The organism is Luteibacter sp. (assembly GCF_009912395.1).
GTDB lineage: Bacteria > Pseudomonadota > Gammaproteobacteria > Xanthomonadales > Rhodanobacteraceae > Luteibacter.
In genome coordinates, this window is record NZ_WNDO01000031.1 from 30,885 (window position 1) to 56,541 (window position 25,657).

The window sequence follows — 25,657 nt, forward strand, 5'->3', positions numbered from 1 at the left end:
GAGTCTGCCCTCGTGAACTTGTTGCTGGTGGAAGACGATCCCATGCTGGCCGAAGCCATCTGCGATGGTGTACGCCAACACGACTGGACGATCGCTCGCGTCGCCAACGCGAGCGCCGCGAAGGCGGCCCTGGTCGACCATGCCTACGCGGCCGTCCTCCTGGATCTGGGCCTGCCAGGGGAGTCAGGGCTGACGGTGCTTCGGTTCCTTCGCGATCGATACGATACGGTTCCCGTTATCGTCCTCACGGCCCGTGGACAGCTGAGCGACCGCATCCAGGGGCTGGATACGGGAGCGGACGACTATCTCGTCAAGCCTTTCCAGCTGGATGAACTCTTCGCACGGGTCAGGGCCGTGACCCGACGTAGCGAGGGGCAGATGGTGCCTGTGCTTCAGCACGGTGATGTCGTGCTCGACCCGGTCAAGCGTTGCGTCACGCGGGGTGGCGAGCCGGTACCGCTGAGCGCTCACGAGTACCTGATGCTCCGGGCCTTGCTCAAGCGCAACGGGCATATCCTCACGCGCGATGATCTCGAGCGCGCCATCTATGGGGACACTGCCACGGTGGGCAGCAATACGGTATCGGTCTTTGTCCACCAGCTTCGTCGCAAACTAGGCGAGGACTTCATCAAGACCGTCCATGGCCATGGCTACACTCTAGGCGCCAGGCCATGAAATCCCTGCGGGGGCGCATGTTCACGGCACTGGGCCTGGTCATCGCGGTGGCCTGGGCGATTCCGATCGCCATGCTCGCCTCCTATCTGACGGCCGGCGAATCCAGTTCATGGCAATCGGGCTTGCATGCCATCGGTCGCTACCTGGCCGGCTTCCTGCCGGCGGACTGGAACCCGTCATCGGCCGGCGCCGGGACGCATCGCTACTTCAAGATGGTTCCTGCGGCATCGGGCACGTCCAGCGAGCCCGAGAGCATCCTCACCGCCATGGTCCTCAACACGGTGGAGATGGTCGTGGTCGGGCTGTTGACGTGGTTGGCGGTGGTCGTCTCCTTGCGTCCCCTGCGGACGTTGTCCGTCGGTATTCGGGCCCGGCAGCCCTTCGACTCGACCCCCTTGCCCAACGAGAGCGTACCGACCGAGCTTCGTCCCTTGATCGAGGCGTTCAATTCGCTGCTCGCCCGCGTCGACGCCGCCATGCACGCCGAGCGGCAATTCATCGCCGATGCCGCGCATGAACTGCGCACGCCTTTGGCCGCGTTGCATGTCCACGCGGAGGTTGCGCTGAAGGCGGACACCCTTCAGCGCAAGGACGATGCGATCCGCAAGCTGCTCGAGGTATCGAACCGGACACATCGGCTTGCCGATCAGTTGCTTGACCTGGCCCGCCTGGATGCCGGTTTGCATGCGACCGGACGCCAGCAGATCGACCTGATGACGTTGTCGCGCCATGTCATCGACGAATTCACGATCCGGGCCGATGCCCGTGGCACCCGACTGATCCTTGCAGGAAGCCCATGCTTCATCCGCGGGGATGTGGACGATATCGGCGTCCTTTTGCGCAACCTGATCGATAACGGCCTGCGCCACGGAAAGGAGCAAGGCGTCATCGAGGTCCGCTGTGGCCAGGAAGGGCAGGCATCGGCCCCCTTCATTGAGGTGTGCGACGACGGCCCCGGGATCCCCATCGACGAGCATGCCGCGGTATTCAGACGCTTCTATCGTGCCTCCGGCGCCGCGACCCCGGGCAGCGGCATTGGCCTTTCGCTGGTGGCTGGCATCGCCGCGCTACACGGGGGCTCGATCGATACGGGCGTCGGCTCCGCCGACAGGGGATTCCGGATACGGGTGACCTTTCCGTCCCTAATCAATTCCTAAAAAGCGCTCCCTAGGATGGCAATCGCGGGCATCGACGCCCGCCTCATCCCCAGGACCTATCCATGAGCGCCACCTTAAGGCCCGCCACCGCGATCGTTCTCGTTTCCATCGCATTGATCGGCGGATGCCCCGCCTCCCAGCCCAAGCCTTACCAGCAGCTTGATTCGTCGCACTATCTTCGTCCGGGCGACGACGGCGGTCATGGTCACAAGCCTTATGCGTACAACGACCCGGATGTCGACTGGAAACGATACGACAGCATCGTTATCGACCCGGTCATGATCTATCGGGGTGACGACGCCCAGTTCGACAAGGTCAGCGATGCCGACAAGCAGGAGCTGGCCGATTACATGCGGGATACGTTCGGCGCCCGCTTGCGTGAGCGCTATCCGGTCGTGGCCACGCCGTCGGACGGAACGCTTCGTGTCCACCTGACCTTGACCGGTGCCGCGGCAACGCCCGCGGTGGCGTCCAAGGTCACCCGCATGGATCTTGTCGGCGCGCCGATCAACGCCGTTCAGGCGATCCGGGGAAGGGAGGGTCTTTTCATGGGCTCGGTCAGCTATGCCGTCGAAATCTACGATGCACGGGACCAACGCCTTCTTGCGGCCTACGTGGACAAGCAGTACCCGAACGCCATGAGCATGGCATCGACCTTCGGCAAGTTGACCGCCTCCAAGCGAGGCATCGACAAGGGCGCCGATGCGCTCCTGGCGACGCTGCGGTAATTGGCGACGCCTCCCATTCCAAAGGACCTATCGATGAAGAAAGCCCTGTTTTTAGGCTTGGCCTGCCTGATCTCGCTCACTGCGTGCGTTTCCGTGAACCGACGCACCAGCGATCGTGATCGACCACTGGATCGAAGCCGCTACGAGGAATGCCGACGCTACCATTCACAGGACTACTGCGATCACTAGTGACGCTCGCCGCCAGCCGGGTATGATCGGTCGCTCACGCGATCAGTGGAGTGAAGGGATGCAGGGCGCCACGCGAGAAGGCCGTTCCCTGGCCATGGATGTGACCCGGGTCGTGGCCTGCGCCATGGTGGTGCTCGTGCACACGGCGGCCGGCTATTTCTACACCTTCGGGCCGCTATGGGTCCCAGCGGTGGTCTTCGACGCCTTCAGCCGGGCGGCGGTGCCGATCTTCTTCATGCTGTCGGGTGCGCTGCTCCTTTGGCGTGACGAGCCCGTCCTGTCGTTCTATAAAAAGCGCCTGCCGCGCATCGTGGTACCACTGGTGTTCTGGACGGTCGTCTACGTGGCTCTCTTTGGCGACCACACACTCTCGCCGGGTGCGCTGGTCGCCCGTTACCTGATGGGCCCGTACGAACACCTGTGGTACCTGTATGCGGCGTTTGGTCTGTACTTGGCCGCGCCTTACCTCGGACGAATCCTCCGTAGCTCGACGGAACGCGAAATCCGTGTCTTCCTTGTCGTCTGGTTTGTCGTTGCCTGCGTGCTCAACCAGGTCCGGCTTCTATGGGCGATCGACTGGGACCCGCCGTCGCACCTTGGTGCCCAGCTGTTTTCGGGATTCATCGGGTTTTTCGTCCTGGGCGCCTATCTGGAACGTTATCGTCCCCACGCGTCCGCGACCGGATGCTGGATTGGTGCCGTGGCCTTCTGCGTGTGCGGGGCCGCCATCGCATTCGCCACCTGTCGGTATTCTGCCTACCTGGGTGTCCCCAACGAATACTTCTTTTCCTACCTTACGCCGCTGGTCGCGATATCGGCGGCGTCTGCCTACGTAGCGCTGTCCGGTATCACACGGCTACCTGGCCCTTTGACCGCCATGGTGGGTTTCATCTCGGACGGTTCGCTGGGCATCTATTGCCTGCACCCGATGTTCCTGTGGCTTTACGTGAAGCACCTTCATATGGACGCGTCGATCGACGCGCCCTGGCTCAGGATTCCCATCGTCTGGGCGGCTGTCTTCGCGTCGACGGCGATCGTGGTGCATGTCCTCAGGAAGCTTCCCCTGGCCAGGCGGGTGACCTGATCGTCAGGGCCGGGGCAGGCGGTGTAGCACCTCCAGCACCGTGCCTACATCGCAGCGAGCCGGGGTCGTAAGGCACGCCTTTGGAACGAGCGACTGCCTGGCAGGCGGCTGGGCCACGCTGAGGGCTCGCAGCTCGCGCAGCTGGTCCGGTGTCTGGGCCTGGTAAGCGACCCGCACGTAGCGGTGGAGCTTGTCCGCTGAGCGCCAGACGGTGATCACCAATGCGCCTCCGACCGGCGGATCGTCCTTGCCATAGCCGGGCATGTCGAAGTGGACGCCCAGGACACTGGCGAGCGCCACGATGTTGTTGTCACTGCCGACGAAGACATTGAGCCGAGGAGCCGCGGGGTCGTCGATCAGCGTCGCGATACGGTTGCCCAGGACGGCCGCGACATGGGCCCCGACGTAAGATGGCCTCGCATGGATGTCGAAGAGCAGCGAATGCAACTGCGACAGGGCACGGAACGTCGTGGCATCCACGCGCCCCCAGCCGACGTTCTCAAGCGGCATGCCTTCGAGCCAGGCCATGATGATGGCCTCCGCCGTACCCGAGGTGATCGCGATGGGGCCGCCGAGCGCGATGCCCTTTCCGTCATCGGCCAGCGTGAGGGTGCCTTTCCATGTCGCCGGGCGGCAGACGGCCTGCACGTCTCCATTCGTACAGCCCATGACCTGGGCGAAGCGCATCATCGCGTCGCGACGCGACGCCGTAAGGACGTCGGGCCCGCCTGTCTCGTGCCGGATCGTGGATAGGGCCGTCTTGCCATCCCAGGTAACGGCACCGGCCGCCACGGGATTGAACAGCGGATCGGTGGCGCCTTCGGGCAGATGGCCGACGGCAAGCGTGCATCCCGGCGCGAAGGCGTCCGCATAGGCCTGGCCACTGGCGATGGTGCGCTGGTCGGTGTTGGCCCAGACGGCGACGCTGCCGTTGGCGGGGCAATCGTCCTTCGGAAACAGGCCTGCGTCGGACATCCACGCCCGGTCGTAGCGGCCCATCGCCATCACGCCCTCGCGGCCGTGCTGGGTCAGGATGGACGGCGCCACGGACCAGGTCGGCCACGGCTTGCCATGTACCTCGTCCACCTGGATCTCGCCCGGCAAGGGCGAACGTACGCCATGACGGTAGATCAGGATGACCTGGTCAAGGCGAAGGTCTTCTCCGGCGTATGCCGGCAGGGCGACCGCGATGCCCAGAAGCGCCACGAGGTGGCGCAACCAGGGACGCGCGTGAGGTGTCATTGCGCGTCGCATGCTCAGAACGTGTAGCTCAGGTTGACCATGTAGATCCGTCCCGTTTCGACATAGGCGCCATCGGCACCCGGATCGTACGCCAGATAGCGCTTGGACTTCCCGGAGGTCTCGTAGAACGTGGCGCTGTTGAGGAGGTTCTTCACCGAGAAGCCGACACCGAAGCCGTAGGGCAGGTCGTAGGAGGTGGAGAAATCGAGGGTCTTCACCGGCTGCAGGTAGTAATCCAGGCCATTGCCATTGAGGCCGATCAATTGCAGGCCCGTGTAGTTGTAGGTGAGGTCCGCGCGCAGGCGATCGTCATGATAGAAGACGGTGGCGTTGTACATGCGCTCCGGCGCGCGCGGCAGCCAGGTACTACCCGGATGGTCGCTGCGACCGCTTTGCGCCGTACTGTGCTGCACGGTCATGTTGCCGCCGATGCCGAAGTGGCTCCATACGCCGGGTAAGGTGACGAACTGCTTGCGAAGGGCCAGTTCCGCGCCGTAGATCTTCGCGTCGCCACCGTTCTCCGGCATGCTGACGGGCACGCCACCGGTCAGCACCGTGCCGGTGGGGACATTGCCTCCCAGCGTGTTGTCATTGCCGGTGGTGGACTGCGAGGTGTAGATGAAGTCGCTCAGGCGCTTGTAGTACGCCGAGGCGGTGAGCAGGCCACCCGTGTTGTCGTAGAACTCGGCCGAGAGGTCGAGGTTGTCCGCAGTGGTCGGGCGCAGGTTGGGATTGGGCTTGGAGATGCCGTTGACCTGGCCGGTGATGTCGTCGATGGAGTACGAGGTCTGGCCCGAGATCAGGCCGAAAGCCGGTCGGCTGAAGCTGCGGCGCAGCGATGCGCGGTAAACGGTGAACTCATCCGGACGATAGTTCAGGCTGATGCCCGGCAACACCTCGCCATAGCGACGCCCCTGGCTCACGAAGGCACCGGTGGCGTCGTCGCCATTGGAGCGCCACGACGTCGCCGAATAATCGGTCAGTTCGTAACGCACGCCTGGCGTGATCGTCAGGTCCTGCATGTGGAACGTCGCCATGAGGTAGCCAGCATAGATGTTCTCGCGGCTGGACGTCGTGTTGGCGTTGTAGTCGTTGGCCGTGTAGATGCCGGTTCCGTTGGGATCGTCGAGATACTTGTACGGTACGGCCTGGTCGAGCACCCACTGGCGGTTGATCAGCTTGAAGGGGCCTGCGTAGCGGCCGCCGAACGGATTACTGACCAGCCTTCCCGGCAGGTCGGCCAGCGAGGGACCGCCGGGGGCGCTCGACGAGTAGTTGGGGCCGCCGAAGAACGGTCCGCCGTAAATGAAGTTATTGTTGTCGTGACTGAACGGGTGGCTATAGGCGTTTCGCTTGGAGGTGTCGCCCGACAGGCCGAACTTCACGTTTTCGAGCACCGAATCGCTGAACGCATAGGTCCCGTCGACATGTGCGTTGATGCGCGTATCGCGGCTACCCGAGTCGCTGCCCTGGGTTTTCCAGAAGCTGTCCGTGGACAGGTTATAGGCATAGTTCTGCAAGGCAGCCGAATTGCCCGCCAGGCTGGGGAAGGTGGGGTTGCGGAGGTTGAACTGGAACTGCCCCGGTGCCTGCTGACCATAGAGGCTGGCTTCCACGTAGTCGGGCACGTTACGCGTACCGACACCGTAGGAGGTGCCATAGTCCAGCGTGAGCGCATCGATCGCACTGCTGCCGCCGAGCTGGAGAGCACCCGTCTTTTCCTTGATGTCGCGGGTATTGAAATAGCCACCGCGGAGCACCTGGTTGCCTCCCTGGTTGCGGGCGGACATCTGGTTCTGTTCGCCCTGGACCTCGTAGGCCCCGTAGATCGCGCGTGCGAAGAGCGAGGTCGTTTCACCGTTCCAGTCCAGCGAGACATTGCCGCCATAGCGCTTGATCTGGTTGGTATACACGCTGTACTTGTACTGCGAGCTTTGCAGCGGTCCGGCCTGCGACAGGTCGGTCGCCGATGCCTGGGCTGGGTCGATGGGCTTGTACTGTAAATTGGGCGCCACGGTCTGGGCCGCGTTGTTGTATTTGCCGTAATACCCCGCGGCATAGATACCGAACTGCTTCGAGTCGCCGAACTTGTGGGCGATTTCCTGCTGGAACACGCCGCCCTTGTCGGGCACGCCGCGATGCTCGGCCAGGTCGTTCATGCGTCCCTGCACCGAGGTCTTGGCATAGGTGTCGCGGGCGAAATCGAATGCCGTGGGCGTGCGCATGTCGATGGCACCGCCGATCGAGTCGCCGGGCATGTCCGGCGAGGGGGTCTTGGAGACCTTGACCGACTGGATGCCGAAGGGCGCGAGCATGTTCAGGGAGATCGCGCGCGTCGAGGAGTCGGTCTCCGGTAGCGCGAATCCGTTGAGGGTATACGAGTTGTAGCTGGAGTCGAGACCGCGGATCGTCACGTACTCGCTTTCACCCGTCGCGGCCTGGCCCAGGTGCATGTCGCTGTAGGAAGACAGGCCGGGCAGGTGCGACAGCACGTCGGCGATGTTCGCCGTGGGAATGGCGTCGATCTGCTGCTTGCTCATCACCGTGGTCACGCCGGTGGACAGGCGCTGTTCGTCCACGGTACCGGTCGCCACCTGGGCGTCCACGCTCATGCCATTGAGCGCCGTGACTTTCTTTTCGTCCTTGGTGGTATCCACATCGTCCGCGCGAACCGTCGGAACATGACAAAGGGCGACGGCGATGGCCAGCGACAACAGGGCCGGAGACAGGGGCGTGCGCATGGGAACCTCTGGGACAGGGGTTTGGGGAAGGCTTGGCGGCCGTTGGGGAGCGGCCGGATGCGAGAAATCAGTGGCTCAGGTCGATCCGCGTACAGCTAGCGTTCGCCGTCAGGGGATTGCAGCGGGCGATCGCGCTCCCCGGGAAGGCCACGACATAGCCGGTGGACGCCGGCTCGTGCTTGGGGAAGTCGGTACTTAGCAGTTGCGCGCCACTGGCGAACATCGCATCGCGGCGATGCCCGTCGTTGGTCGCGGCTTCCTTCAGGTTTGCGTCGGTGCGCGTGCGCACCAGGTAGCCTTCGCGGACACGGCGGGATATCTCCGCGGCCGGGCCATCGTTGTATTCGATGAATGCCGCGTCGTCCTCACCCGGCGTCGCATTGGTGAACATCGCGCGTCCACTCAGCGACGGATGCCCCTGGAGATAGGCCTTGCCAACGGAGTGCTGGTCCAGAAGGAACACGATGTGCCCGCGTGATGCGTCGAGCGACGGCCATTCGCCATGGCGTACGGCGTCGTTGAGCGTGGCGCGCTTGCCGCGGACGTCGTCGGGGGCGATATACGAGACACGGGGAAACACGCTCGTCACCTCCGCTTCAAGCCGGTTCATCGCGTCCGCGTCGAACGGCTCCGGCACGACGGTCGCAAACGGCATCTTGAGCGGGGTTTCCTCCGTCTCGAACAACACGAAGATCGGCAGGTGCCGGGGGTGGGCCGTCGACCACGCAAGCAACTCGCGAAGGCATGCCTTCAGCGGCTGGCAGGTGGCGCGCTGGTCCATGTCCTGGATGTGCATCACCTTGAAGCCGGGCGCGGCCATCACGGCCGGGTCGGCAAACGGCGGGTCGGCGGGAAGGCCCGCGGCCGCTACCTGCGCCACCACGGCGGGCTTCGCGTAACGACCGCCGTGCACGTCGCCATAGACGTCCAGTTCGACCTGTCGCACACCATCGTCGAGCTGTCGAGACAGCGACGGATGGGAGTAGGTGAGAATCGAATAGGTCTGCGGATCGACCCGTTGCCAGATGGCCGCTTCACCGGGAGCGAGGCCGGCGTGATAGCTGTTGTGGCTACCAATGTACTGCACGTCGGTGATGCGGGTGGCCTGGGTGGCCAGGACCGCGCAAGGCGCCGTCATCGCGATGGCAAAGGCCCATCGCGAAAGAGAAATACGAAGAGGGAAGTCGGTCATGTCGTCGCCACAGAAACGCAGGTTTTAGAGGGTTTCAATCGATCTAAAGCGACATTCCCTTCACTTCGAAAGGGCACGTTATCGGCCATTTTTGACTGGTCGACGAAAACGTGATGACAGATTTCACATTTGGGGCGGGCCCATTGTGACAGCGCATCAAGATGGGATGCGTGTCACATGTCGATGCTTCCGCTCCCTGGTCGGGAGCGGAAGCATCCCGGGCTTACTCCGCGATCGTGGCCGCGACGTGGTAGACGCGGCCACCCCAGCCGTCGTTGGGGTAGGCATCCGACACTTTAAGGTAGATCGGCCGCGCGCCATTCGTCACCGTACCGAGGTACGGCGTGAGGTCGATGGTGAGATCGCCCTTGTTCGATCCGTCGGTGATGGGACTGGCCACCTGGGCCACGGTGGTCCAGTGCACGTTGTCGCTACTGACCTGCACCTGATACTCGTTGTCGATCGTCAGGGTGACATGCGCCGCCTTGGTATCGGACGGGAAGGGGAACCGGTAGGTAAAGTGTGCGCTGCCATCCGCGAAGCGGTTCTGCACACCGTTACTCTGCGAATGATCCGCATCGAACAGCCATGGGTTCTCGTCGACCGTGCCCGTATCGAAGTCGATCTTGTGCGCGACCAGGACATCCGCCTGGGTCGTGAAACGCAACCCGGCGGCATACAGGCTGGCGGTGACCTGGTGGTGTCCATCGGCCGCTGAACCGGGCACGCTGACCGTCAGTGCCTGGGTCGCTCTGGCCGGCACGGCGTTACCCCTGGGCTGCAGACGCATCACCGATACGCGAGGCGTCACGTTCCATCCCGCGGGTGCGTCGATGGACGTGAGTGCCAGCAAGGGGAAGAAACCGGTCGCCGACGCACCGAGGTCGATCGCGAGCGACGTGGCACCGGAGGCGGATGGCATGATCACCGGCTGCGCAGGCGACATCGTGGCTGCCAGCGATTCCAGCGGAGGGAAGGAGGGTACATCGCCGACCAGGGCGCTGAGTGCGCTGGCCTGCGTACGCCAGTCGAACACGTTGGGATGGCCATCGCTCGTCGCACCGGACCAGCGGGTGCCGAACCGTCCGGCGGCATCGCGATCGCTCTTCCACAGTGTGCCGGCCTGCTGGCCAAGGAAGGTGGCATATCGACGGTCACGGGTCGTATCGACCAGGTCGGTCCAATAGCGCATGAAAATGCCCTTGAACTGCTTGCCGTTGTCGTCGCAGGTCTGGTCCGTGGCGTCGCAACTCTCGGTGAGCACGCCATCCGTCACCAGGGCCTTGGGCCCGATGGCCGCATCGGCCAGGCGTCGCACGTCCGCCAGGATGCGCGGATCGCGGGTGGCCCGCCAGAGTTCCAGGCCGCCACCGATGGCCAGGCCCTGATTGTAGGTCCACACGTTCTGGCCATTGTTGGTGCAGGCGTTGGTCAGGCCGTCGTTGACCAGGCCGTCGGCGTTGACCATGCCGCTTCCCTGGAACCAGTTCCACGCCGTGCGTGAACGTGCCAGCCACTGACTGTCTCCGGGAATGCGGTTATGCAGCTCGGCGGTCAGGCGGATCCACAGGCCATTGGTGATGGCGTTCTTGTAGGTCCGTTCGGCATCCCACCAGACGCCACCGCCGCAGGTGCTGGTGTCCCAGTAGCCGTTGACGTAGTTGGCGATGGTGACCGCCATGTCGAGGTATTTCGGGTTCCGGGTCAGGTCGTAGGCCTGCAACCAGGTCAGGGCCCACCATTCCGAGTCATCGATGGCGCGGCTCGTGAAGTTGCCAAGCAGCGGATCGCCTGAGAGTACGCCGGCGGGAAATACGCCTTTGTCCTTCTCGAAGGTGTTGTCGAGCTGCGCCAGGTATCGGCGATCCCCGGTGCGCTGCATGTAGTCGCCGATGGTCTGCAAGGCAACCGCCGAGTTCCACCAGCTCGAGGGAAACCAGGCCTTGTCCGGATCGTACGATCCCATCAGCACGTCCGCCGCCACCCGCGCGCGGGCGACCGCGGTCGGCCCATCAATACGCGGAGGTGCGGCATACGACGGTTCGGCCGCGGAGGCAGGGGCGGCGGCAAACAGGGCGGTCAGGCTGGCCGCGGCCAGCAGCGTCTTCACGCGTACGTGTACTGCTTCAAGACTCATGATCGGAAGCGCTCCTTTCGGAATACCCACGGTCCATACCCACGGCCGGACCGTGGGCGGTGATCCGGCGGGAAACGCGCGCGCAGTCAGCCGTCTGGACGGCTCCAGCTACGCGATACGACACAGGCCCTTCAGCGAACCATCGGCGCAATGGCTCGATGGCGAATGGATGCGCACGCCCCCTGACGACCGCATCTAAATCGATCTAAATTTCTACCCCAAAAAAAGGCCGTGACGTCTGGCCCCGATATACGGATGCTCGACTCAAGATGCCTGCGGGGAATGTAACCCGGGGATCGCCCTGGATGCTCGCTGCAGCGCAATAGTTTTTTAGGCGCCTGACATCAGCGCAGCAAAAGCGCGATATCGATGGACCCGCCGATCGCCTGCATGCCCGCGGCGTTCGGATGCAGGTGATCCCCCGCGTCGTATTCAGCACGTAGCCGCCGAGGATGAGTGGGATCGCGCAAGGCCTTGTCGAAATCCAGCACGGCGTCGAATGCGCCGCTGGTACGGATCCATGTATTTACGTCCTGCCGTATCGCTTCACGCGACTCGCTGAAATACCCGGCACCTTCACAGGGCAGCAGGGTGGCCCCGAGGATGCGGATACCCGCCGCATGGGCGCGCTGGATCAGTTGCCGATAACCGTCGATAAGATCGGCCGCCGTGAGTGGTTTGCCATCGGGACCGGCGTCATTGCCGATATCGTTGATACCTTCGAACAGAATCACGATGCGCACCCGGGGCAGGGATAGCACGTCATGATCGAAGCGATTGAGCGCCCTGACGCCGCGAACGACATCGGGAGCCTCGGTGAGCACGCGATTACCTCCGATACCCGCATTGACCGCCGTCAACGGCTTGCCGGCGGCCACGAGGCGCCGCGCCAGGACATCTGGCCAGCGCGCGTTCGCACTCGTCGGGGTCTTGTAGCCATCGGTGATCGAATCGCCGAAGGCCACCAGCGTATCGGTGCCGGGAGTGACCACGGTGATGGCCGAAAGGTCATACCAGGACGGACTGGTCAGGGTAAAGGCGGCCGCCCCCAGGTCGGCGGCGTGATCTCCCGTGCCGGACGGGGTGGCGTACGTCGTCTCGAACGCATCGAGGTGGAAGGTCGAGGGTGCCGTTGCGTCGGGAAGATGCAGGCTGACCACGAGATTGTGTCCCGCCGTGACCGTCATCTTCACCGGATCGGTCCATGCTTCTTCGCCAGCGGGTATGACGAAGCTTGTCTTACCCTCCACGGTGAGCGGCCGAAGGCTGCCTGTCGCGATTGCCGCGCCGGTCGCCTGCACGCCCAGTGTCGCGTGGGATACGCGCAGCGGCGTGGCCGACCGCAGATTGGACAGGCGCAGGCGAGGCGCCGTACCGCTGATCGACGGATGCACGATCATTCGTACTGATTGCGCATGAAAAGCCGCACCACCGTCCGTCACACCCGTCGCCCAGGTCGCGACACGGGTATCGGCGTCGCCGGCCATGGCGGCCTGGCCCGAGCCGAGGACAACGAAGACGAGGGCCACGCAACGACGAAGGTTCATGATCGTGACCTCATGCCAAGGTCCGGCTTTCGCCGGGACGCAGCGATACGGGAAGGGATCGGCCATTCGACACGACGACGGTCTTTCCGCCAACGGCGCTGCGAAGCGTCAGCGCGGTGACCTTGCGGTCGCGCCATGTCATGTCGACCTGAAAACCACCCCGCGCCCCGAGGCCGGTGATGCTGCCGTCGCGCCATGCCGTGGGCAACGCGGGCAGCAATTCGATACGGCCAGGGCGGGAGTACAGCAGCATCTCCAGCATGGCCGTGGGCGTGCCAAAATTCGCATCGATCTGGAATGCGTCGGCATTCGCGTCCAGCTGATAGAAGTCGAAGAAGTTCGCTGTCGTGCCGTTGCTGTGGTTCATCGCCGGCAGCAGGTTGGTCAGGAGTAACTGGTACGCGTTGTCCGCATTCTTCAGTCGTGCCCAGCAGATGGCACGCCACGCGCAACCCCAGCCGTAACCCGTCATGCCGCGGGCCGTCAGGAGGCGGGTGACGGCCTGGATCAGTTCGGGCGGAGAATCTTCCACGCGGATACGGTCACCCGGGAAGAAACCGATCAAGGGAAATAGATGCCGATGGATGACATCGCCCAGGTTGTCCGGGCTCATCCATTCTTCGAGCCAGCCACTCTTTTCGCTGATGTGCGGCAGGTAGAGTTTTTGGCGCAAGGCGGTGAAGCGAGCCGCCGCGTCGGCATCGATGCCCAGCAACTGACTGGACTGCTGGAAATGGCCAAACAGGTCCCACGCCAGCTCCTGCGCATAGGTGATGCCCTTCGCGTTCTCCGGACCTTGTTCGGGCGACCAGTCGGCATCATCAATGAGAACCTCTTTGGGCTGGCCGGTGAGGGCATCCGTCACCGTCGTCGGGATCAACCGGGCCTCCCAGAACTCGCAGGCGCCCTTGAGCAGCGGATGGATGCGGGCCAGGTGACGACGATCCTGGGTGTACTCGTAGTGCTGCCAAAGACTGTTGCAGAGCCACGCGTTGGACGCCGGATGCCACCACCAGCCGTTGCCGCCATAGATATTGGTCGAGAAGGCGACCGTCCAGCCCGCGACCTTGCCCGAGCTGTTGCGATAGCGGTTGCGCGGATCGTTGAACAGCTCGCGGGTGACCTTGGCCCATGATTCCACTTGGGAGAGGCAATATTCTGTGAGCGCGTCGAAGCACGACGCCAACCCTGCGCGATCGGGCAGCCAGTAGTTCATCTGGATGTTGATGTCGGTGTGATAATCGCCCATCCACGGAGGCGCATTGTCCGACAGCCACAGGCCCTGCAAGCCCGTCGGCAACCTGTCACGCGAACCCGCGATCGTCAGGTAACGACCGAACTGCAGGTAGCTGGCCTCCAGTTCGGGGTCGGGCGCGGCGCCGCGCTTCGCTCGCGCCTGTAGCCGCGCCCAGGTGTCCAGTGAACGCTGGGCGAGGGTCGAGGTGCCCAGATCGACGCGCATGGTGTCGAACAGCCGTGCATGATCCGCCACATGGGTATGCGACAGCACCTCGGGCCGCAGGCGTAGCGCAGCCTCGATCTTCTCGTGCGCGCGAACCAACGGATGCACCGTCGTGTCCAGGTAGTTCTGTCGAGGGTCTGGCACATAATTGGTACCACCACAGAAGACCACGGTAAGCGCCTCGCAGCCCTCGAAGTGAATCCCTTCGGCCTCGCTCCGCAAGGAGCCCCCGGTCGCCTGGATGCGTGCCGCGGCGGCATATTTCAGGCCGTTGTCGAAGGCGCCTTCGCATTGGCGAGCCTGCTCTACGCTGCGCACTACCTCGTCGTGGGCCCCCTGAAGATCGAGGACGCCGCTGAAAGCGCCACCGCCATCCTGGGTCAGACGCAGCACGATGACATCGTCCGGATGGCTGGCGTAGACCTCCCGCCGATACTGCACGCCACCTTTGCGGTACGACATCCGGACCACGCCCTGGGCCATGTCCAACTCGCGGCGGAAGTCCTGCACGTCCGCCATGTCGTGTCCGTCGACACGCAGGTAGAGCCGGCACAGCATGACCAGGCTGCCGAAGTCGTTGGTCGTATAGCCAAACTGCCCATCGCCGTCGAGCGTCGCGTTGCGACCGCCCAGCCACATGGATCCGTCGGTGATATAGAGAAAATCGCGACCCGGATCGCCACCGACAAGGGCGCCGATGCGGCCGTTGCCGATGGGAAGCCCTTCGCGAAGCACATCCGCCTCATGGGCGGGCGCGCCATACCAAAGGGTAAGCTTGCTCGGACCCGTGGAGGAGGCCGATGAGCCCGCAGGGCGCGGCACGGCGGCGCAGGCACCGAATGCCGGCATGCCCAGCAACGGCAGCAGGCCCGCCAGGCCGCTCATCTTCAGAAAGCGGCGGCGTGCCGCCGACGTCGACTCGTCTTCATGCTGCATCGGCGCATTCCCCTTTTCCCTGAAATGCCTCTTTCGCCCCGACGAAGCCGGCATTTGTAATACAAATGACCATAGGTCGGTGGCGATGGACTGTCAAGACGCGACGCATCCAGGCCCCCTGAAGCCCTCGTTGCCAAACGAAAGCTTGCACCCGCAAAGGCTCGGTCGTCTCGCCCAGTCATGCTGTATCCAGCACACCGATACCCGTCCACCCTGTGCTACGTTTTGCCGACAGGGGGTCTATTCTTGGGGAGAAAAGGTGTATGGCAGTCATGAACGAGGCAGGCCGCAAGAGCCTGTGGGTGGGATTGTTCGGTTGCATCGCAACGTGCCTGACGCCTGCCGCCCTGGCAGCGACGTCGCCCGGCTTCAACGTGGGGTCGGCGAATGTCGCCATAGCCGATCCGGCGGTGCCGCGGCCGCCCGGCAAGGCCTGCACGGTCGAGCTTTTCAACGGATTCACCTTCCGTGATTTTTCCAACCACCCGTACACCTACGCGCCGCCGGTGGGGTGTGGCACGTCGTGGTCCAAGGTCGTACTCGAAGCCGATTTCGCGGTGACGGCGGGCCGACAGTTCGACCGTACGGCGTCGCTGTGGCTCGGAGGTGCGAACATTTACTTCGGCACGACCCAGGAGCCCTCCGCCAGCGTGGCACCCAGCTGGCATATCGAACGCGATGTGAGCGACTTCGCCAGCTTGCTGGGACAGCCGCAGACCGGGCAGGCCATCCTGGGCAATATCGTCGACGGCACCTATACGGGCGTCATCAGCGGGTCGGCCCGCCTTGTCTTCTATCCGGCGAACATCCTCGCACCGAAGATCGACGCCCCCGATGCGGTCTATCCCTTATCGGATGGTACCGCCGGCGGCACCGTCGCCCTCAACACCGGCAGCGACGTGCTGTCGCGCACACTCACGCTGCCCACGAACGTGGAACGCGCCTACCTGGACGTGTTTGCGCAGGGGCAGGGCGGCGACGAATTCTGGTACACCTGTGTGCCGGATGCGCAGGCCAGCCAGGCGCAAAGCTGCGGCGGTGGTTCCTACCGCGAAGTGCAGGTGTCCATCGACGGACAGCAGGCCGGCGTCGCGCCGGTGTATCCGTGGATATTCACCGGCGGCATCGATCCCTACATGTGGCGACCGACGCCGGGCGTGCAGACGCTCAACTTCCTGCCCTACCGCATGGACCTGACGCCTTTCGCGGCACTGCTCAACGATGGCAAGCCGCATGCGCTGGCCATTGGCGTCACCGGCGCCAACGGCAACTTCGCCGTCACGGGCAACCTGTTCGTGCACCTGGATCGCGGCCGCAAGGTGGTGACTGGCGCGATGACCGCCAACACCTTGCAGGGCCAGGCGGCGGTCGCCACCGTCGACAACCAGCTCACCGATACCGGCGGCGTCGTGGGGGGATCGATTGCCACGAAGGCATCCCGAAGCTTCCGTATCGCGGGCTATGTCGATACCTCGCGCGGTCGGATCGTCACCGACGTGAACCAGACCGTGAGCTTCCGCAACACGCAGACCTTCGCAATCGATCCGACTCGCTACCAGCAGGGTATCGACCAGCTGTCGACGGTGGACAGCACGACGAAGACGCGCCAGGGCCCGCTGGGCATCACGCTCACCACCGAGATTCATTTCGACTATCCGCTGGTGGCAAGCTTCGGCAACACCTTCGACAGCGCGGGTAATACGGTGAGCGCGCCCAGCGCGGTGACCCAGGGCTTCTCGCGCCAGTTCAGCAAGCGCCTGGGGCACCTGTTGATCTACCGTAGCGATGTTGACAACAGCATCGATACCGCCGATACGCTCAATTTCACCAACGGTGCGGTCTCGGGCCATACCGGGCAGCGCAGTACGCAGCAGTTCCGCTTCAAGGACAACCTGGGCAGCTGCTACGGCCGTGATGTCACGACGGCTTCCGGCCTGCTGACCGCCGCGACGGATGGCGGTGGATGCTCGCAGGCCCGCAACCGGTTGCTATGGTTCACGCATCCGGATGGGGCGCCGGATACGTCGAGGACGGAAGATCCGGGCGTTTTTTGATGGCATCCTGCGCTTGCGCGCGATGGGGGCTCTGAACACCCCCCGTCGCGCGCAAGCGCGCTCCTACAAGGGCTTGGTCTTGTAGTTGGGTGCCTGGACATCGGCGGGGCGGAGGCTCGTGCGGTAATTGCCCTGGATCACCAGGGAGACCTCGCCCAGGCCGCCGTCGTACGCCGTGCTCCATGAGGCGATGGCGATCGTGTTGTCGCCGTGCGCGTGCAACAGACCCGGTGGTAGCTCGAAATCCGTCTGCGGGCCGACATCGCTGTTATAGCGACCTACCTGCCAGCCATTGATGAAGACCAGCGCCCGGTAATGGTGTGGCACGGCATCGTGGATCCGCAGGGCGATGGGGACGTCCTGGTCGGCGGGAAGGTCCAGGTGGATGGTCGTGCGGTACCAGTCGACACCGGGAATATCGGTCGCGCGGGGCAGGGGCGTGCTGGACCAGCCCTTGTCCGGGAAACCGGGGAGGTGCCAGCCCACGCGCTCACCATAGAGGCCGCCGGCGTTGAACGGCCCGCGCACGGGATCGGGGAGGTTTTCACCACCCTCGTTGCCCTGGATCTTCCACTGGATGGCCGTGGGCGCATCGGCGAAGGTCGCCGAGATCAGGCCGCGTGGCTCGCGGAAGGCGCCGCTGTGTTCTTCCTGGAGGTGGCCGGTATTGTCGACCAGCACCGAGAGCACGTTGTCACCGCTTTTCTTCAACCACGACGGATCGATGGCGAACTGTCTCGCACCACTGGGGTTGTTTCCCAGGTAGTGGCCGTTGAGCCACGCGGTGAAGATGCCATGGTTGCCCAGGTGTACACCGGTATTGGCGGCGAGGATGATGCTGCGCTCCTTGCCGGTCGCCTTGAAGTGGCCGCGATACCAGACATTGCCATGGTGGTAGCCGTAGCTGTCGCTATCGAGGATGGGGAGCTGGTGTTCCCAGTAGGGATTCGGTGACGACGTACGATCGGTCGCCAGCCATCCGCGATCGTCGAAATCCGGAGCGATCTCCGGCGCAGCCCGCGTGACGCGCCATGACGTCAGCTTAGGCAAGGTCACCGGAAGCGGTCCGTCGACATGGCCTTGCAGGCTCGACGATGGCGTGGTGTCCGTCTTGATGCGTTGATCGTTCCACGTGATGGCCTGAACCTCCGAGGGCGCGAAGAGTTCGATATCGCCTGCACGCTCGGTGTCGCCAGTCAGCGCGATCTCGTTGCCCTTGTCGACAGCCTGGCGTGCAAGATAAGGCCCACTCAGAAGCACCGGCCCCTTGGCGGTATCGAGCTGCCAGAAGCGCCTGGCGGCGTCATTGTCGCCAATGAGCAGCAGGAGCGATCCATTCCCTTCGCCGACGGCGACGCGTGCCAGCCCGTCGTGTCGATAGTTGAGGCGCAGGGTATGAGTGGCCTCGTCCCAGCGCGTAGCGACATCGCCTTCGATGACGCGGAGCGCCGGCTTGCTCGCATAGCGCAGCACGGTCTCGCCATCCTCGCCGTGCCGCCCATAGAACACCGCGACATCGCGCTGACCGATGTGCAGCTGGGTCAGCAGCTCGGATGTGGAATACGCGAGGTCCTGGCCGCCGAAGCGATAGTCGGCCAGCAACACCTTGGAATCCCTTCCGTCGATGTGGATCGCCGTATCCGCTTGCTGGGGAATCGTGATGCCCTTCGCACCGCGTTGTGCGATCCGTAGGTGCGTCGCATCGTTCGTGGTGTCGAGGGCATCGTCGTGCCGGACGATGTAGAAGCGCGTACCGTCATCCGGATTCATTCGCGCGTCGACGCGTAGGCGACCATTGTCGGGGACGGAAGTCGTTACCGCGTCGGTGCGGGCCAGTGGGGCGACGGCACGCACCATGTAGCCGATGAGTTTTTGCTGGTCGTACTTGGGCGTCAGTTGCCGGCTGGCGGAGATGGCCGCACCGTAGTCGTACGAGGTGTACACGCCGGGCGAGGAGAGCCAGCCCCAGTTGATGCCGCCGTAGGTCATGTAGAAGTTCTGCATCGTGGACCCGGCCGCCATCGTGGCCTCGTAGAACACGCGCTCGAACTCCGGACCGGTGAGCTTGCGGCAGGCCTCGTAACCCGGGCCGCCCCACACGTCGAAGGCACCGCCCTGGAATTCGGGGAAGAACAGCGGCGAACGCGTCAGTTCACGGCGTTCGCGACTGAAGTCGTATACGGCGTTCCACCGCTCCGGGCGCGAGCAATCGAAATCCAGTGGGTAGGAGTCCTGGCCCGGCAGGTCGACGGCCCCGACGCCATCGATGAAGCTGCTGTTGTGGTTGCCCGACAGCGGCACGGTGATGCCATCCGCCCGGGCCTTGTCCTCGATGGCCTGCATGTAACGGCGGCCATCCGGGGAGTCGTCGTAGAACTCGTTCTCGACCTGATACATCAGCACCGTACCGCGCCCGTCGGTAAGCTGGTGACGTGCAAGGATGCGGTCGATATGGGTCAACCACTCCTGATAGGCGGCCGTGTAGCCCGGATCGGGGGAACGCGGCTTGCCTCCTGTGTCCACGAGCCAGCCCGGAAAGCCGCCGGCATCCGTTTCGGCGTTGATGTAGGGGCCTGGTCGGGCGATGACATAGATGCCGACATCCCGAGCCATATCGAGAAGCCGGTCGACATCGCGGATACCGGAGAAGTCGTAGACGCCTCGTCGTGGCGAGTGATAGCCCCAGTCGAAGTAGATCTCCACTGCGTTGAACCCAGCAGCCTTCATCTTCTGCAGGACATCTTTCCAGAGGTCGGGGCTTGGCAGGCGCCAGTAATGGAACGATCCGGACCAGAGATAGGTCGGCTTGCCATCGATGATCAACGAATGGCGATCGTAGGCGACCGTGTGCGTCGGCTCCGCATGGACGGGAGGCATCGCTCCCAGCGCCACCAGCAAGGCCAGCGACCATCCACCGCGACGGTGGCCCGGACCGTAAAAAGTACGCATCCCCACTCCCTTCAACGACGGTGCCCAAGGCACGTTCGACGGAGAATGTGCGATTTCGGCAGCCAGGGCAAGATCGATCTAAATAACCAGAGGCGACCGGCCGGCCATGATAGGTTCGAGCGTGCCGCCATGTCGCGGCCCATAAACCAATGGAGCATTCCCATGGAACAGCAACGCAAGGCCATGCACGACGACACCATCGCCAACCCGTTCATCATCCAAATGGAGGGCCCCATGCCGCCGGGCTCGACGAGCACCAAGATCAACCCGAAAGTCGCTGAAAGCACGGACCTGGGCTTGTTCGGCTCCCGCCACCCCGGGGGCGATCACGGCTGATGGTCTAGCCATCGATAGAGCCCACGAAGATCGACAGCCGCCCCCAGGGGCGGCTTTCCCCACGACCTTCCCATATCGACGCACTGGCAGGTGCTCGCATCGTCCGCGATACCTGTCAGGCGTCTTGCCTCAAGCTATCGCGACGGACGGAATATCCAATCGCGTCACAAACGTGAAGACGCAAAGGGACGATAGCGAGATTTCCCTCTTTTGATGATTGTGATCATGCATACGGACATGGATGATCCATCGCAGCGACAGCATATGGACGTCCAAATCGCGATGCTTGGCTTTCCATGGCCATGCCGGGATCGGACGATCCACTCACGAGCACGCATGGGATGTCTGCGATCCGTTCGCCGGCAAGGGAGGCGTGCGCGTGGGCCTGGCTGTCCGACAACGACGTCAATCAGGGAACCTACCGAAATGAAGCTTGATTCCAAACCCACCCTCAACCGGATCGGTCGCCGCGCGATCGTCTCCGCCCTGGCCTTGGCCATGATGAGTGCGACGGTAGCCGCCCACGCCGCTCCCCAGGCAGCCCCGACGCAGTCATCGCCACAGGCCGCGTCCGCCGGTACCAACCTGGCCCTCAATGCTCCCGTGATCGCCTCGGACGTGGAAAACCCGATCGCGTTCAAGGCAGACAACGTCAACGATGGCGATCTTGGCACCCGCTGGTCCTCGGGCTTCACCGACGACCAGTGGATCCAGGTCGACCTCGGCTCGGTCCAGTCCGTGGGAAAGGTGACCCTCAACTGGGAAAATGCCTATGCCGCGGATTATCGGATCGAAGTCTCCGTCGACGGCCAGTCCTGGCAGGTCGCCGATGAAAACCCCGCTGGTGTCGGCGGTGTCGAAACCCGCACCTTCCCGGCCGTGTCGGCCCGTTACGTGCGCATGCATGGCGTCAAGCGCGCTACGGGCTACGGTTACTCCCTGTGGGAAATGGGTGTCTACGCACCTGACAGCACCACGGGGACGCCGCCGAACAGTGGCACGAACGATCCGTCGCAAGGCTTCAACTACCAGGTGTACCCGGGCTTCATAGGCACCCAACTGCGCAACGTCACCAATGGCCAGTGGCGTGACGATCAGATCTTCGTCGAGATCCTCGCCCGCGACCCCAACCACAAAGATGCCGCCAACCAGGATGCGATGTCGTACATCACGCCTGACGGCCAGCTAGTGGCACTGAACGAAGCAGACAACAACGGCCCGGGTCACCTGACCAAGAACGGCAACAACTACCCCAACTACGCCTTCACGCTTGCACAGGCGAAGCTGCTCAAGCTGCCGGAGTCGTCGTCGGGCCGCATCTTCGTCTCCTTCGGCGAGCCCATGTACATGAGCGTGGTCAAGGGCGCCGATGGCAGCATCGGCTTCGCCGGCCCCAATCCGCTCAACGGCACTGACCCGAACGTAGGCATCTACTACGACTGGTACGAGTACACCTGGAACGACAACGCGCTGTTCATCAATACGACCCAGGTCGACCAGTTCTCGATTCCGCTGGCGTTGGATGTCTACGGTGGCAACAAGACGCGCCACCTGAATTCGGGAATCACGCAGACCCGTGCGCAGGTCCTCCAGGAATACAACGCCGAGGTGCCGGTCGAGTTCCAGTTGGCCAACGCGAATCCCGTACGCATTCTCGCGCCGGGCAAGGACGCCTTCGACGAGGGCAAGCCGCAGGGGCATTACTTCGACGCGTACATCGACGAGGTGTGGAACTACTACCAGACCCACACGCTGACGATCAATCGTGGTGCCGAGCAGTATCAGGGTAGCGTGGTGAACGGCGTGCTTGTCTTCCAGCACACCAACTGGGCGCAGACCCCCAATGCAAACGAGCCGGAAGGCTTCCAGTTCAATGTGTACAAGCCGACCACCCAGGACGTGCTGGAAGGCAAGGGCAACCTGGCCCGGGCCAGCGACGGCGACGTATGGGGTGTCACGCCCCAGCTCGAAGCCCAGATCTGCGCGGCGTTCAACCGTCACGTCATGGAAGACACGACGCAGTGGAAGAACGCCGATGCGTTCTACCAGCAGGCCCCGGCGAACTACTACTCGCGCTTCTGGCACGTGCATGGCGTGAACCAGAAGGCGTATGGCTTCGCCTATGACGATGTCTCGGACCAGAGCTCGACGTTGATCGAGAGCCAGCCCGAGCATCTCGAACTCGGCATCGGCTGGTAAGTACGAAACGTGTCGGGGCGGCGGAGTCATCCGTCGCTCCGACACGAATGCCCTCCATGCTCAGGATGGAAGGGCAGGGAACGACGTGATACGCAACTTGGCCCCCGCATAAGGCACCAGACGCAGCGTGGTGTAAGGCTCGTCCTCCAGGGCGGGCTTCGAGGGCACGGGGTCGGCGGCGCCTTCTTCGGCCTTCCAGGCGGCAAGCCGTCCCTTGACCGATAGCGTCACCGCAGGCGTATCGCCCGCGAACGGGCGCTTGCCGACTGGGTGTTGCTGGACGCTGCTTTCAGCGCCGATGGCGTAGTTCCAGGCGGAGGTTGGATACACCTGCCAATCGTTGGTGAGGCCACGCTTGCGCCATTTGACCCAAGCCTCGCCAATCGGCAGCGAGAACACCAGCGCGCCACGACTGAAGCTGATCGACTCGTTGTAGCCCTTCTCCGTGACGACCTCGGCGGGAAACGACAGTTGGACCGTATCCCCGGCCGACCACTGCCGCTCCACGGTGACGAAGCCTTCGCCAGCTTTCACGTCCACAGCCTTGCCGTTGACCCGCACCGACGGCGAACGACACCAGCCGGGTATGCGAAGGCGCAGGGGGAAAACGACGGACGACGCAGGGCGTATCGTCATCTGGATATCGTCGCGGAAGGGATAGTCCGTGTCCTGGTCGATCTCGATGGCCACGCCCCGGGCCATCGTGCTCACGCGACAGGGTGCGTAGACGGTGGCGGCGAGGCCGCCATCGGAGCAGGCCATCCATAAGCTGGCCGTCAGCTTGGGCCAGCCCTGATGAAAATTGGCCGTGCAGCAGCCGAAGTGGGGATCCAGGCCAAACAGGTTCGCCTCCGGCCCATTGGTTGTCCAAGGACGCCTATGCAGACTGCATTCCACCTGATTGGGCTGCTGGTCGTACTGATGCGCCCACATATCATCCGTGAACGCGCCTGGTAACGCGTTATAGGCGATGCGCTCGATCCGGTCGCCCAGAACGGCGTCGCCGGTGATCGCCAGCGACATTTCCAGTGAATACATGGCTTCCACGATGGCGCACAGTTCGACGCCTTGCGACGGACTGCGTCCGGCCAGGTGTTCGTCGGCGGAGTACATGCCGTTGGCCAGGCCGTGGTAACGATCCAGCTCCGCCAACTGGTGGTGGATGGCCGCGCGATCGTTCGCATCGCGCGACACCAGCGACCATACCGGGGAGGCCTTGAGGGCTTGAGCGACGTTCACGCCGTGCACCTGCAAGCCGTCGTCTTCCATGAAGGCGTTTTTTCCGGCCTTCGCTTCGATCTGCTTCGCATCGGTCTTTTCCCGGAAGGGGAAATTCGCATACATGCCTTGCCAGTCATAACCCTGTTTCTTCAGCAGGGCGGCCAGTTCGAGCAGCTGTGGATCCTGGGTGCGGCTGTGGAGCCAGAGGATGGAGGCCACTTCATCCTGCCAACGCATACGCCCCCAGTCGCGCAACGGCCGGCCGGGAAGCGCTCCCAACTGGTAATGGAAGTATCGCGTCATGAACGGCACGACCCGCGCGTCGCCGGTCAGTTCCTGGTATTGCGTCAGGGCCTTGAGCATGACCATGCGCGGCCACCAGTCGTCGTTGCTCCTGGGCCCGAACATGCCGTTGGGCCACGGATTCTCGAGCGTCCAGTCGATGAAGCGCTGGGCCTTGGCTTTCAACGGTGGCGAGTCGAGTTGCCAGGCCAGGGGCAGCAAGCCGTCGACAAAGTAGGGGCCGCGCTCCCACGACTCACCCCTGCCTCCGAGCCAGCCACTGTCCGGCCCAAGATCGGGCCATGTTTCGTCGACTCGACCGCCAAGGCCCGCTGCCTGGATTTCCAGTTGTCGCCGTAGCCAGCCGGAGGGACGAATCGAGCCGGCGGGTAGCAGTTGGAAAGGCTGGGGAGCCAAGGGAGCCGATGGAAAGACGGCCGCTTTCGATGCCGAAGTCGTCGCCATGGCGTCCAAGGGCAACCATGGCGTCAGCGCACCAATGAGGGAAGCACGAAGAAATCCCCTCCGCCCGGACCGATCTGGATCATGCATTCGGAAAGCCCCACCCGCCGTCTACGATGAAATCGAAATGTACGACGTTTTCATCGAAGATGGGCGAAGTGGTCTGGATGCCTCATTCGACCGGGCGGGTACCAGGGATGGGAGCATCCGAGGCGACAAGTCGCGATTCGAGCATGAACCGCCGATGCACGAAATAAAAGACGCGGACGTTCACGTCCGCCGACACATCGGTGGATACCATGCCGTCGCCCTGGATCGAAGGAGCAAATCCGTAGCCCAGCTCCATGGCCTTGACACGACCGATCAGCGGCCCGGTTGCGCGTCGCATGCGAAGCTGCAGGTGACTGACATAGGGATGCCCCTCGCTGTCCCTGACGACATCGGCCATGCCATCGAACTCGATCTCGCCATTGGTATCGATCTTGACGCCCTTGGGCGTATTGGTGCCGCTGGGAATTCGGTAAGTCCTGAAGCGATACCGGGTTCTTCCAGCCTCGACGCCCACTCGGCGGGCATCCGCGCCAATGACATCCTTCAATTGCTCGTACGAGGCGAGGGCCTCATCAGGCTTCGCCTTGAGGTCGATGCTTTCGCGCTCGACCTCGGGTTCCGAGCCACCCGTGAGCGTATTGGTGGTGATGATCATGCCGCTGATCGCGCTCCTGGGTTGGGCCGTGCGGGCCAGCGCCTCGTCCAGCAGCGCATCGTTAGCCAGGACCTGCGCAGCGGGCAGCGCAAGCAGAAGCACGAGACCCAGGCGATAGCGCATGATTTCCCCTTGTGACCGACACGGGCCCTCCGTGCCTTGCAGAGCAAGCTACATCCGCTTGCCCCCTAGGGCACGGGCCATTGGTCACATGGCGTTTACGGCCTCCCGCTGCCGCCGATCCTCGTCAGCTCCGACCAGCCCATGCCATGCACTCGCAGAAAAAATGATCGAGGGTCATGATATGCGCTGGAGGTCGGGCGTTTATCAGGCACCCGAACGTGCGCAGATATAGGTG

The 25,657-nt window shown here is 63.5% G+C and carries 16 protein-coding genes; 7 read left to right on the forward strand and 9 right to left on the reverse strand.

Annotation, left to right across the window (positions count from 1 at the left end; translation table 11 throughout):
• Positions 1-12: 12 nt before the first annotated feature.
• The 4 genes from GAK28_RS21175 (at position 13) to GAK28_RS21190 (ending at position 3,833) form a co-directional block, all read left to right on the forward strand.
• On the forward strand, positions 13-675 hold the full coding sequence (locus tag GAK28_RS21175; protein ID WP_291784132.1) for a response regulator transcription factor: 663 nt from the start codon (positions 13-15) through the stop codon (positions 673-675).
• Positions 672-1,832 carry an ATP-binding protein gene (locus tag GAK28_RS21180; RefSeq protein ID WP_291784134.1) on the forward strand — a complete coding sequence of 387 codons (1,161 nt, stop codon included), beginning with the start codon at positions 672-674 and terminating at the stop codon, positions 1,830-1,832. The genes GAK28_RS21175 and GAK28_RS21180 overlap by 4 nt, the downstream gene beginning before the upstream one ends.
• A 62-nt stretch (positions 1,833-1,894) precedes the next feature.
• Entirely contained in the window at positions 1,895-2,560 is a 666-nt protein-coding gene (locus GAK28_RS21185; RefSeq protein WP_291784135.1) for a DUF3313 domain-containing protein, read from the forward strand.
• 115 nt (positions 2,561-2,675) lie between these two features.
• Positions 2,676-3,833, forward strand: a complete 1,158-nt coding sequence (locus tag GAK28_RS21190; RefSeq protein ID WP_291784138.1) for an acyltransferase family protein — start codon at positions 2,676-2,678, stop codon at positions 3,831-3,833.
• Positions 3,834-3,836: 3 nt separating this feature from the next.
• Here the strand turns inward: GAK28_RS21190 and GAK28_RS21195 are convergent, their stop codons facing one another.
• From GAK28_RS21195 to GAK28_RS21220, 6 genes are all read right to left on the reverse strand, one after another.
• A complete protein-coding gene (locus GAK28_RS21195) occupies positions 3,837-5,087 on the reverse strand; it encodes a histidine-type phosphatase (protein WP_291784141.1) in 1,251 nt (416 codons plus the stop codon).
• Positions 5,088-5,089: 2 nt separating this feature from the next.
• The gene (locus tag GAK28_RS21200) at positions 5,090-7,816 is read right to left on the reverse strand and encodes a TonB-dependent receptor (RefSeq protein WP_291784143.1); all 2,727 of its coding nucleotides are present in this window, start codon (positions 7,814-7,816) and stop codon (positions 5,090-5,092) included.
• A gap of 67 nt (positions 7,817-7,883) precedes the next feature.
• A complete protein-coding gene (locus GAK28_RS21205) occupies positions 7,884-8,954 on the reverse strand; it encodes a phosphatidylinositol-specific phospholipase C1-like protein (RefSeq protein ID WP_291784175.1) in 1,071 nt (356 codons plus the stop codon).
• Positions 8,955-9,231: 277 nt separating this feature from the next.
• The gene (locus GAK28_RS21210; RefSeq protein ID WP_291784145.1) at positions 9,232-11,145 is read right to left on the reverse strand and encodes a glycoside hydrolase family 76 protein; all 1,914 of its coding nucleotides are present in this window, start codon (positions 11,143-11,145) and stop codon (positions 9,232-9,234) included.
• Positions 11,146-11,489: 344 nt separating this feature from the next.
• Entirely contained in the window at positions 11,490-12,692 is a 1,203-nt protein-coding gene (locus GAK28_RS21215; protein WP_291784147.1) for an SGNH/GDSL hydrolase family protein, read from the reverse strand.
• A 10-nt stretch (positions 12,693-12,702) separates the two neighbouring features.
• A complete protein-coding gene (locus tag GAK28_RS21220) occupies positions 12,703-15,090 on the reverse strand; it encodes a glycoside hydrolase N-terminal domain-containing protein (protein WP_291784150.1) in 2,388 nt (795 codons plus the stop codon).
• Positions 15,091-15,362: 272 nt separating this feature from the next.
• Between GAK28_RS21220 and GAK28_RS21225 the strand changes: the two genes are divergently transcribed.
• Positions 15,363-17,144 carry a peptide-N4-asparagine amidase gene (locus GAK28_RS21225; protein ID WP_291784152.1) on the forward strand — a complete coding sequence of 594 codons (1,782 nt, stop codon included), beginning with the start codon at positions 15,363-15,365 and terminating at the stop codon, positions 17,142-17,144.
• 63 nt (positions 17,145-17,207) lie between these two features.
• On the opposite strand, the gene GAK28_RS21230 is transcribed toward GAK28_RS21225, so the two are convergent.
• Entirely contained in the window at positions 17,208-20,093 is a 2,886-nt protein-coding gene (locus GAK28_RS21230; protein ID WP_291784154.1) for a beta-galactosidase, read from the reverse strand.
• Positions 20,094-20,255: 162 nt separating this feature from the next.
• Here GAK28_RS21230 and GAK28_RS21235 point away from each other — a divergent pair, with 162 nt between their 5' ends.
• Together GAK28_RS21235 and GAK28_RS21240 are read left to right on the forward strand one after the other, a co-directional pair.
• The gene (locus tag GAK28_RS21235; RefSeq protein WP_291784156.1) at positions 20,256-20,429 is read left to right on the forward strand and encodes a hypothetical protein; all 174 of its coding nucleotides are present in this window, start codon (positions 20,256-20,258) and stop codon (positions 20,427-20,429) included.
• Between the two features lie 426 nt (positions 20,430-20,855).
• Positions 20,856-22,628 carry a beta-1,3-glucanase family protein gene (locus GAK28_RS21240; protein ID WP_291784158.1) on the forward strand — a complete coding sequence of 591 codons (1,773 nt, stop codon included), beginning with the start codon at positions 20,856-20,858 and terminating at the stop codon, positions 22,626-22,628.
• A 60-nt stretch (positions 22,629-22,688) separates the two neighbouring features.
• Here the strand turns inward: GAK28_RS21240 and GAK28_RS21245 are convergent, their stop codons facing one another.
• Both GAK28_RS21245 and GAK28_RS21250 read right to left on the reverse strand, forming a co-directional pair.
• Positions 22,689-24,596, reverse strand: a complete 1,908-nt coding sequence (locus tag GAK28_RS21245) for a beta-L-arabinofuranosidase domain-containing protein (RefSeq protein ID WP_291784160.1) — start codon at positions 24,594-24,596, stop codon at positions 22,689-22,691.
• A gap of 169 nt (positions 24,597-24,765) precedes the next feature.
• Positions 24,766-25,422, reverse strand: a complete 657-nt coding sequence (locus GAK28_RS21250; RefSeq protein ID WP_291784162.1) for a hypothetical protein — start codon at positions 25,420-25,422, stop codon at positions 24,766-24,768.
• Positions 25,423-25,657: the final 235 nt, after the last annotated feature.